The following is an 8,944-nucleotide window of genomic DNA, read 5'->3' on the forward strand; positions in this document are numbered from 1 at the left end:
GATGACGAAGACCGCGGGTTAAGCTTACGCCGACGCCACTCAGGAACATCGATCCGCAATACGTGTCCGCTGCACAATGCCTGCTACTCTGCCGCCTGTTGGCGGCAAATCAGTGCAAGCGGTCGTGAAGCACCTGCCCCCCCCTTCGGCTTCTCGGCTCCGGCCATCAATCCCATACCCAAGGGCACCACATGTTGGATCATCATCCCGGGGCTTGAACCAGTGGCGGCAAAAGCGGTCTGGTGGGAGAAGGGGATCGTCGGCGACGAGTTTGCGCGGCTCCCTCAGCCTAGTGACCTCAACGCAATCATCGCGCCGCGCTAGCAGCGCCAGTCACCTATTCAGATCTAGCATGGGCCTGGACCGCCGATTGGCGAGCCTGGGCAGCTAGCCTGCTTTAATCAAGTGCGTTTGGGTGCCGGAACGACAGGATCGTGTCATCGCCCAGACATTCGGCGCCCCCGCGACGGTGGGTCACGCCGCGCCTCCTCTTGCCGCTATGATCCTGCGTGATGTGAACCGGCCCGTGACAGGATGCGCAACGCTTGGGTTCTTTCCCGAGCTTCCACCAGTCGTCCACGGACACGCGCTGCCAAACGCCATCAACCTTCACTTCGATAAACTGCATTAGGGACTCGCAAACGACGGATCACGTTGTCATACCAGTGTTCTAGGTCGTCCGCGGGCGCAGTTACTGCAGTGTGCTCTTGTGGGACCTTAACCATACATCGTCTATGCGGATGTGGATAACGGCGGTCCAGGTCTCAACCCAGTAGCCAACCGGTGAAGGCATTCTCGACTTGCTTACCGACTGAACCCTGTAAGTACAGTGGGTTCGGCGTGTCTCGAACAAGTCCGCTGCATCCAGTCACGAGAGCGGCGGCGCGCGACAATTCCAGGTGGCGCAGTGGAATATCGTCGCACTCGATGCGCTCTCGACCGCCTGCCTTCACGCGATAGAGCGCTTCGTCAGCCTGCTGTACGAGCGCGTGCAATTGTTCGGCCGTCCTGTAGCAGACACGTTTCACCAAGCGATGTGGCGCATTTTTTCGCGAGATGAGCCCGACAGCGACCAGGTTATCGCGGGTGCCGGTTCCGCCGGGGCCATCTCAGAGATCGTAGACGAGCCGCATCCAGAAGGGCACGAGAGCTATAGCCCACACTCGTTGCCGTTGCCCTACCGCTACATAGTTGCCTGGTTGCTCAAGGCGAGCGACGTACAGATGACAAGGCGTCGGCTTTCGATTAATCGAAACTAACGAACTTGTGCTACATCACACTTCTTTAAACCATCTAGACCGCTTATCTTTCTGTTTGATTGCGGTCACCCAAGTGCCAATAGTGCTTTCTAGGCGAGTCGAAGGCAGCGCTCGCCGAGTAAAATCACGAGGGGCGCGGTGGTAAGTGGTTTCGAGGGAATGCTTGAACTCATCTATTCGGAGTTATGCCAAGCAATAGTGAAGTGTGGCCGCATGATGGAAGTACAGATTTACCGCCTAGAGAATCGCTCCATGTGGCGTCTTGAAGTGGTAAATGATTATGGAAGTTCAACTCTATGGAACAGGTCGTTCGCTACTGATTTTGAAGCTTTGAAGGCGTTCAATGAAAAGCTTAGGATCGATGGTCCGCTGGTCTTCTTGGACGCTAAAGACGACTGCCTTCCTCTACGCTCCTGAAACTAAGCTGTTGTAGGCCTTCCGGTGCCGTTGGCTTTATCGCTGATGCAACACTCGATGTTCGCAGGCAGGTGCCAGCAGAACGGTAGCGCTCTTCCGGCCTCCCGACTCTCTGGCGTCATAGCAACATCCGCCGTCGTTTACGAATTGCGATCTTCCCGCTTTTGGCGTTCTAGTCGGATGCTCGTAGCACCCAGCCCAGTTATGCCGTTGCGGCGCGTTGCTCGTTGCCAAGAGATCAATTCCTCAGGAGCCAACTGATACCGGTCGCACGCCTCCCTCATTGTGAGGGCGCCGCTCTCGACTGCCGCAATTACCTCAGCTTTTCTCTTTGCGACCCAGCGCGACGTGTCAGGCACTGAACTACTGCCGCCCTCCGCCACTGCGCCCCTGGGCCAGCCGCCAACACCCTTGCTCATGATTCTGCCCTTAGGTTTGTCGAGCCGGTCGGGATCTCGCTCGTCAGGCGACTTCAATAACATGGACCGGCTGAATGGCGGCTGAGGTTTCTCGCGCCCCTACTAAATAGTAGTGCCGCGCATCCGCCCCGTCGGATCGCGCCATGACTAGGACGTCGAACCCTCGGGAAAGATAAGGGAGCGGCGGCCTCTTGGGCCGGGGCGGGGGTTGTCGTCTACCTAGCACGGCAACCAACGGCTGCCCTCCAGCAACCGCCACGCGCAACTAATCCAGTTGCAACGCCCCGCCGCCCAAGCGCGGGCGAAGCCGTTATGAGCAATACGCTAGGCGGAGTCTACCGGCAGTCTGCCATTAGGGGTCACTGGCGATCGGCAGGGTCACCCGCACGCGATCGGTTCCGCGCCCGCCAGCCGAGGTGGCTCAGAAGGCCGGTGCCGATCAGGAAGGCCGCCACACCGCAGCATACGAGGGCGCGGACGTGGAACGGCTGCTCCGCTCTGGTCACACCCCATGCGATCACGCCTGCTCCTGACGCGATGATGACCCACCCGGTCAGCTTTGATGCGCGCCCATAGCCCATTGGCCCGGATAACAAGCAAGACTGACCTTGGCGTTGATCCTTTTGGTTGAAGCCATCCTAAGAAGGTGGGCAGGTTGACCGTTCAGGCTAACGAGGACGCTCCGAGCCCGGGCGTCCTCGACCGTGCGGATCTACCGTGTTCCTGATGTTGAAGCTCACCAAGGTAGTTCCTCGATTTCGCGTTCGGCGTGCCCCCTTAACGCTGAGCTGCTGACTGGTGTTCGGCTGAGCGCGGAAGCTAATGATTTTATAACAAGGAAGGCGCGGAATCGAGATATTTTTGGATGTGGCTAGTCTCGGAGCAGCACTGAAGCGCAGACGAACCTGAAACATTGTCCCAGTTAGGTACTCAAATTAGCTCACCCACTATTGACGAAATAGTGTAGTTAACGTCCCATTCACAATGATCTATTCCTCTCTGGGAGGAGGTTTCCATGCGTGCGTCACTGCTTAAACTCGCAACATTCGGGCTGTTCTCAGTTCTGTCGGTCCCGACAGTCAGTCAAGCGGCGACGACGGTTGTCGATGGCTCCTGTAGCTCTGTGACTCCATCGAGCGGTTGCCTCTTCAGCGGGAACATCAACACTTCAGAGAACGGTAACAATAGCTACCTGAACGCCCAATATGCCTACAATCTCTCTACACTAATACGCATCCAAGCGCCAATCCTGATATTGCGCTGCCGCCGATAACTTCAAGCAATGATCCGAACTTCTCTTCGTTCGGCAGCATTACGGGCGCGGGCACGACTAGTGGCGCTGGGACGCTGATAAACTTCGTAGCCAACTACTTCTCCGTAAAAGCGGACAACAACTTCGTTTTGTATGCGCTCGGCACGCCAGCAAGCTCCGGCACCTGGGATACCTTCGATTTGCCCGGCATCCCTAACGGTCCGAATGCAGGCAAGCCGCAGGATCTGTCTCACCTGACGTTCTTCGGCTCGCCTACGGTCTCCGCGGTGCCGGAAGCCAGCACATGGGCAATGCTTATCCTCGGCTTCGCCGCGATAGGCTGGTCCGTTCGTCAAAGGCGCGGATCGCCTCAGGATGATAGATTGCATTCCGCCTAAGAGGCAGTCCACGAACTGGCGTTCGCCGGCGAGATCAAAAGCCGCTCGAACTCCGGCTGGGGCGGCTTTTCTTTCCTAGTTGGGCAAGCCGATGGCGATGGAGTGCCTTCGTGCGATCATGCTCTTGCCACGCGGTAATATGGGCGAAGTGAGCGCCATTGAAAAACGAGGCGTCGGCATAGTCCATGGCGGGCCTGATTGCCTGGGGCAGCCTACATAAAGAACGTGGCGGTGATGAAAAGCGCCGTTCCGATAAGGCCCACTGCAGCGCGCGCTGGCCGGGGTACCGAGTCATGCATTTCGATCGCCAGCGCGATAAGACCTACGCCCGACGCAAAGGTTATCCAAAACACAGCATGCCCCCTCCAAGCATTTGATAGCAGCGCACTGCTAATGCTGAAAGGGATTGAGCCCAGGCAGACCGCCTACATCACCTCCACGGCAATCGTGGGTAGCGGCAAACAAGCCAGTGAACCGATCCTCTCGAACTGCTAACGGCTGTGATTCTCAGCCCGCCGAGTAAGGAAGGCGCGCCGGCTCCGGCTGAGGCGCCTTTAAGCCGTGCTGTATCTATCCACCAAATAAAACGGAGTTTCGGCTTTGAGTTTAATCGGCTATCGCCCCGCGCGATACATCAGCCAGCCTCATTTTCACCCGACCAGCACTTCATGGTAAGTTCGCGCACCAAAACATAGCGGGGCGGTTTGTGTTAGATCGGCTCGCGCGATACTAACGTACCGCGGAGCGGACGCGGTGCTTGGCCTAGCCCGCCCAGCGTTTTGTCCCGTAGAGCAGCATAACCGCAACAATCAGGAAGACGATAGAGTTCTGTTTGCCTGAGCGCGATGTCATTCGGAAAGGGCTGCGTCGACCATTGCCTGCCAGCAGGCAGTCGTATCGACGGAGCAAGGCAGCGCGTCGGCTGCGGCGAGCACTGCATCGCTTGGATTTCGGACGGATAGCAACACCGCACGGGCCTTGGGCAGGTAATCCTGCCACAGGGTTGTCCCGTTCATCTCTGCATGGTCAGGGTGCCCATCAAGCTTGCAGAGCGCGCGCGCAGCGCTTTCGGGTGCCCGGGTCATGCGATCTCCTGATCGGTAGCAGCAGAGCTAATTACTCCGCCGTCGATGTCGATTTCCGCATCCTGCGTATACGGCGCCGGTCAAGCAATGCCTGTATTTCGATAAGGCCGATCACAGCAGCAGCGATCGCAAGGAACGGACGCCAGTAGTCACTTTCCAGGAGGATGGCGCCAATGGTGATGATCGCGATGATCAGTAGGCGTCGCATGCTGCCCTCTCGTTTGTGGTCGCTACTGAAGAATGGCAGCCGCTGGCTCCAAGTGCCACTGTGCGCTGCGATGGATCAGCCGGTGTCTCGATATGAAACCGCCAGGCCGTCGATTCTAGCATCGATGCTGCCGCCAGTATCGCTGCCACTTCAGCGCCCAGCCGCCCCGCACCATCGCGCAAGACAGATCACCGCCGCGAGGCGAAACGCACCAGGCCGCAGATCGCCTGCCCTTGCCGGTTCCTTCCGATTGGCACCGCATGGCCAGCCCGCGCACCAGCGCGTGCCCCCCCGGCTGCCGCCCGATCGGCACACCTACGAGCTCAACTAGCGCGTCGTGGGAGCGCTCAGCAGAGACCGGGGGATAAGGCTGGTTGGACCGGCACGTACCGTCCATTTCTCTTGCTGCGATGCCGGCCAAGCGGACGCCCGGACCTTCTGAACACCATACGGGCCCGTCGCCGTCGTAAACCGCTATCGGTGTGCAGGTGAACGTCTCACCCGCAGGTATGACGACCGCGCTGGCTAGGATGAGAAGCAACATGACCGGCTACTAGCCGGCCGAGCTTCCTGCTGCAAAGCCGCAGATGGCCACCCGGCTGTGCTGCCGAGTGGCCGAGGTTGACTGCGGACATGCTTCTTCACTGCATGTGTTCGTCAGCCAATAGGCGCTAATTCGATCGCCGCGGTGTTGGTGCCGGTCTTCATATACCATGCGTTGCTTCGATCGGCATCTCGGCGCATCTGCGCAATCCTCTGCTTTGCCCCCTCTTCAGAATTGGCGAAGAGCATCCGAACGATATATTTCTGATCGTGGTCAAGCCCCGTCGGCAGCGGATGAAGAGAGGCGATCCTCCGCACGGCCCTGAGTGTCGCAAAGTCGAACTCGCGGTTCCCGGACGACTTTAGCAACTCTACTTTGGACGGCGCGCCACTCTCGCTGCAGTTGAACTTCACCGCCACGATCCCCTCCGATGGACCCTTTGCCCCAAGTTCATCGCGAACCCGCAAGCCCTTGTTGAGATCGTTCATCAATCGGGATGACCAAGCCGCCAAGGTCGGTGGAGCTTGGATGCCTGTGACGGTTGATTGTGCGAAGGCGCTAGCGCCGCCAGTAGCGAAGGCCACTGCCAGGGCAGCCGCAATGTAACTCTTCATCTCGATCTCCCATCTCATGAGTGAGCGGCCAGCTTGCCGCAGACAAAACTTGCCTCGATCGGGCTTCGCGCGAGAGGACGAGGAGGTGACAAATCGCCGATGGCTTGCCGATATCTAGGTGATCGGCCGGCTTTATCGTGACGGATCGTTCGGTGATGTGCTCCAGTCAAGCGATGGGAGCCCACCAGCAATTCTAAGCTGGGCGGCACCTGTACGAGTAATATATAGAAGGACCGTGGTGGGAGGCGGGAGTCAGGCCATGCGACAGATTGAGCTCGCGAAGGAGCCAGACTTCTTATTGGGCCGGGTCGCTGTCGCACCGGCGCTGCGTCAACTCACCACAGGGGACGGCCGATCGCTCGTGATCGAGCATCGCGTCATGCAAGTTCTTATTGCCCTGCAGGCTGCTGACGGCGGGATAGTCACCCGCGACGAGCTTACCCAATCGTGCTGGGATGGGCGCATTGTCGGCGACGATGCAATCAACCGCGTCATTAGCCGCCTACGCCGGACAGCGCAGGATCTCGGCGGAGAGGTGTTTCGGGTCGAAACCATCAGCAAGGTAGGATACCGGCTCGTCCTGCCGACCGGCACGCCAGCTAACGATGTTGCAGAGCAGGTAACCGCCCCGACGTCAGCGGCAGAGACTGCTTCGCCTCTCACACCTGACGCAGCAGTGCCGCTTGATGTGGTACCGCCACCAACGCGACCTGGCGGGGCTCACCCAGACGGCCGCGAGAGGCCAGCTATAGGCCGCCGCTTCGCAGCGATCATTAGCACTATCCTGCTGTTGGGGATGGGCGCCTATTGGACGTGGTTGCGTCATGATTGGGCAACAGGTCATAGCATGTCCGTGCGACTGTCCGGGTATCAGCTCCCATCTGCCGACCTGCCAGCAGCCATTCGCGTCTCCACGAACGCTGAGGTGATTGCCGCGTTCAACGTCGATGGCATGATCGGCATCTCTGATACTTCCGCTGTGACGGGAGCGCGGCAGCCTCCGTACTCGCTTGGCGGAACAATCTATCGAACCGGTAAGTCCATTCGTGTGATCAGTCGACTGATCAATGATCGCTCTGGTGTTGTCCTGTGGTCCGACGCAACCGATTACCCCGGGGACCAGATTTCCCAAGTTCCTCACAAGGTAGCGATTACCGCAGGCATTGTCGTTCGATGTGGTCTGTCTGGGGCTGCCAACCACCGCAAGGCACTGCCGGACACGGCCATGACTAACTACCTGCGGTACTGCCAAGAATACTGGTCTTATGGCGGCAGCAAGACGTTGCATTTTGCACAGCGGGTTGTTGCCGAAGTGCCGGATTTTTCCTGGGGCTGGTCCGCGGTGGGAAATGGCTATGTCCAGATGCTAGGAGGTGCCGGCGGTCAGTCCGAAGCTGTGCTCCGACGGGCGGGGATCGAGGCCGAAGACAAAGCTTTGATGCTCGACCCTGAGAACGGAGAGGCCTTGGCCCATAAAGCCTATTTGATCGACCAGCGGGACTGGGCTGGCCAAGAGGCGCTGTTCAAAGCCGCCATCGCCGCCAAGCCTCTTGATTGCGGCTGCGAGCACTACGGGTATGGTCTCAAGCTGCAAAGCGTCGGTCGCTTGCAGGCAGCGATTGATGAATTTCGTGCCGCGACGAATATGCTCGCGCTTTGGCCTGACTCTCAACTGGCCCTAGCCAGCGCCCTCGTTGCGACCGGTGACAAGAATGAGGCGCGACAAAGCTTCAAGACGGCCACTGATCTCAGCGTCGATCCGGTTGTCGCCGCTATGATTGCGATAAACGAGGGCGTAGAGACCGGGGATTACACGGCAGCTTTAGCGGCGCTGGGCAAACCCGACTTACCGCTGTCTCAATCAAGCCGCATGGCCCTAGTCACCAGCTACAAGGCCTTGGCGTCGCGCAAGCCGCAGTTACACGGCGAGGCCGTCGAAGCACTGGTCAAACTGCCTCAGGAGGAAAAAAGCGGCACCGTCGTTCGGATGCTAAGTGCATTGGGCGCTCACAAGGCTGCTCTGCGGGCCGTTGGTGAGCGGCCGTGGCTCTTCTGGCGACGAAGCATGAGGGGCGTTCTGGATGAACCAACATTCCCCGCTGTCGCACGTAAACTCGGCCTCATGACATACTGGAGATCGTCGCACACGAGGCCGGATGTCTGCGGGGATGAGGCGCCCGCCTTCTGCCGGATGATCTAAGGCGTGTTCCCATGCGCGATCAGGTAGAAGCAAGTGCGTGAGGAAGGGGGCAGCCGACCCAACCCGCCGACTGCCCCCGGGGTGAGGCGACCAGACAACCCCTGATCGCCCCATGCCTCGCCTGACCACCACGACGGCGAGGACTTACGAGCGGGTCGAAGTACTACCCGCTCGATCTCATGCTTATCCAACGGTCACCAGCGGGCCGCGCAGGAGCGGTCCGAGGTTGGCGGCAGCGTGAGGGTCGCGCACCTGCACGGAGGTGTGCCGACGTCCGTTGTAGGCGGCGCCCTTGTCAGAGAGCACCCGAGAAAGTCGGTGATCTCCCTCGGCACGGCCACGGTCTCGCTCGCGTGTAGCAGGCCGGTTTGCGCACCGGTCCTCATCCCAGCAACGGCAGCCGCAGTCCTCTGCAACGCGAGCGATGACGTGCGGGTAGCACCGCCGATGGCGCTAGAGCATTTTCAGCATGAGCGTTGATATCCTGCGGCTTGGAAGAAGTTGGCGCATTCGTCTGGCAGGAAGCGATCGAGCAGCTTGCCGATACG

Annotated in this window: 8 protein-coding genes and 1 pseudogene; 4 read left to right on the forward strand and 5 right to left on the reverse strand. The window is 59.3% G+C overall.

Features of this window, described 5'->3' with window-relative positions; translation table 11 throughout:
- Positions 1-324 (forward strand): annotated as a pseudogene (locus tag HNO88_RS22130) (hypothetical protein); the annotation flags it as partial.
- Positions 325-397: 73 nt separating this feature from the next.
- Here HNO88_RS22130 and HNO88_RS22135 read toward each other — a convergent pair.
- Positions 398-628 carry a hypothetical protein gene (locus HNO88_RS22135; protein ID WP_221420160.1) on the reverse strand — a complete coding sequence of 77 codons (231 nt, stop codon included), beginning with the start codon at positions 626-628 and terminating at the stop codon, positions 398-400.
- Between the two features lie 271 nt (positions 629-899).
- On the opposite strand from HNO88_RS22135, the gene HNO88_RS21215 reads away from it, so the two are divergent.
- On the forward strand, positions 900-1,259 hold the full coding sequence (locus tag HNO88_RS21215) for a hypothetical protein (RefSeq protein WP_184250675.1): 360 nt from the start codon (positions 900-902) through the stop codon (positions 1,257-1,259).
- Positions 1,260-1,816: 557 nt separating this feature from the next.
- Here HNO88_RS21215 and HNO88_RS21220 read toward each other — a convergent pair.
- Positions 1,817-2,158, reverse strand: coding sequence for a DUF1153 domain-containing protein (locus HNO88_RS21220; protein ID WP_312857152.1), 342 nt, complete (start codon positions 2,156-2,158; stop codon positions 1,817-1,819).
- A gap of 1,476 nt (positions 2,159-3,634) precedes the next feature.
- Here HNO88_RS21220 and HNO88_RS22930 point away from each other — a divergent pair.
- Positions 3,635-3,745 carry a PEPxxWA-CTERM sorting domain-containing protein gene (locus tag HNO88_RS22930; protein WP_312857153.1) on the forward strand — a complete coding sequence of 37 codons (111 nt, stop codon included), beginning with the start codon at positions 3,635-3,637 and terminating at the stop codon, positions 3,743-3,745.
- An 848-nt stretch (positions 3,746-4,593) separates the two neighbouring features.
- Here the strand turns inward: HNO88_RS22930 and HNO88_RS21230 are convergent.
- The 3 genes from HNO88_RS21230 to HNO88_RS21240 form a co-directional block, all read right to left on the reverse strand.
- Positions 4,594-4,830, reverse strand: coding sequence for a hypothetical protein (locus tag HNO88_RS21230; protein ID WP_184250678.1), 237 nt, complete (start codon positions 4,828-4,830; stop codon positions 4,594-4,596).
- A 31-nt stretch (positions 4,831-4,861) separates the two neighbouring features.
- On the reverse strand, positions 4,862-5,038 hold the full coding sequence (locus HNO88_RS21235; protein WP_184250680.1) for a hypothetical protein: 177 nt from the start codon (positions 5,036-5,038) through the stop codon (positions 4,862-4,864).
- A gap of 657 nt (positions 5,039-5,695) precedes the next feature.
- Positions 5,696-6,196, reverse strand: a complete 501-nt coding sequence (locus tag HNO88_RS21240) for an energy transducer TonB family protein (protein ID WP_184250682.1) — start codon at positions 6,194-6,196, stop codon at positions 5,696-5,698.
- 259 nt (positions 6,197-6,455) lie between these two features.
- Between HNO88_RS21240 and HNO88_RS21245 the strand changes: the two genes are divergently transcribed.
- Entirely contained in the window at positions 6,456-8,396 is a 1,941-nt protein-coding gene (locus HNO88_RS21245) for a winged helix-turn-helix domain-containing protein (RefSeq protein WP_184250684.1), read from the forward strand.
- The last annotated feature ends 548 nt before the right edge of the window (positions 8,397-8,944 follow it).

Origin of the sequence: Novosphingobium chloroacetimidivorans (assembly GCF_014204535.1) — a bacterium.
In the GTDB taxonomy this organism is placed as follows: domain Bacteria; phylum Pseudomonadota; class Alphaproteobacteria; order Sphingomonadales; family Sphingomonadaceae; genus Novosphingobium; species Novosphingobium chloroacetimidivorans.

Coding starts and splice junctions, on each gene's coding strand:
- HNO88_RS22135 (WP_221420160.1), bottom strand. CDS start 628: ATGCAGTTTATCGAAGTGAAGGTTGATGGCGTTTGGCAGCGCGTGTCC.
- HNO88_RS21220 (WP_312857152.1), bottom strand. CDS start 2,158: ATGTTATTGAAGTCGCCTGACGAGCGAGATCCCGACCGGCTCGACAAA.
- HNO88_RS21230 (WP_184250678.1), bottom strand. CDS start 4,830: ATGACCCGGGCACCCGAAAGCGCTGCGCGCGCGCTCTGCAAGCTTGAT.
- HNO88_RS21235 (WP_184250680.1), bottom strand. CDS start 5,038: ATGCGACGCCTACTGATCATCGCGATCATCACCATTGGCGCCATCCTC.
- HNO88_RS21240 (WP_184250682.1), bottom strand. CDS start 6,196: ATGAAGAGTTACATTGCGGCTGCCCTGGCAGTGGCCTTCGCTACTGGC.
- HNO88_RS21245 (WP_184250684.1), top strand. CDS start 6,456: ATGCGACAGATTGAGCTCGCGAAGGAGCCAGACTTCTTATTGGGCCGG.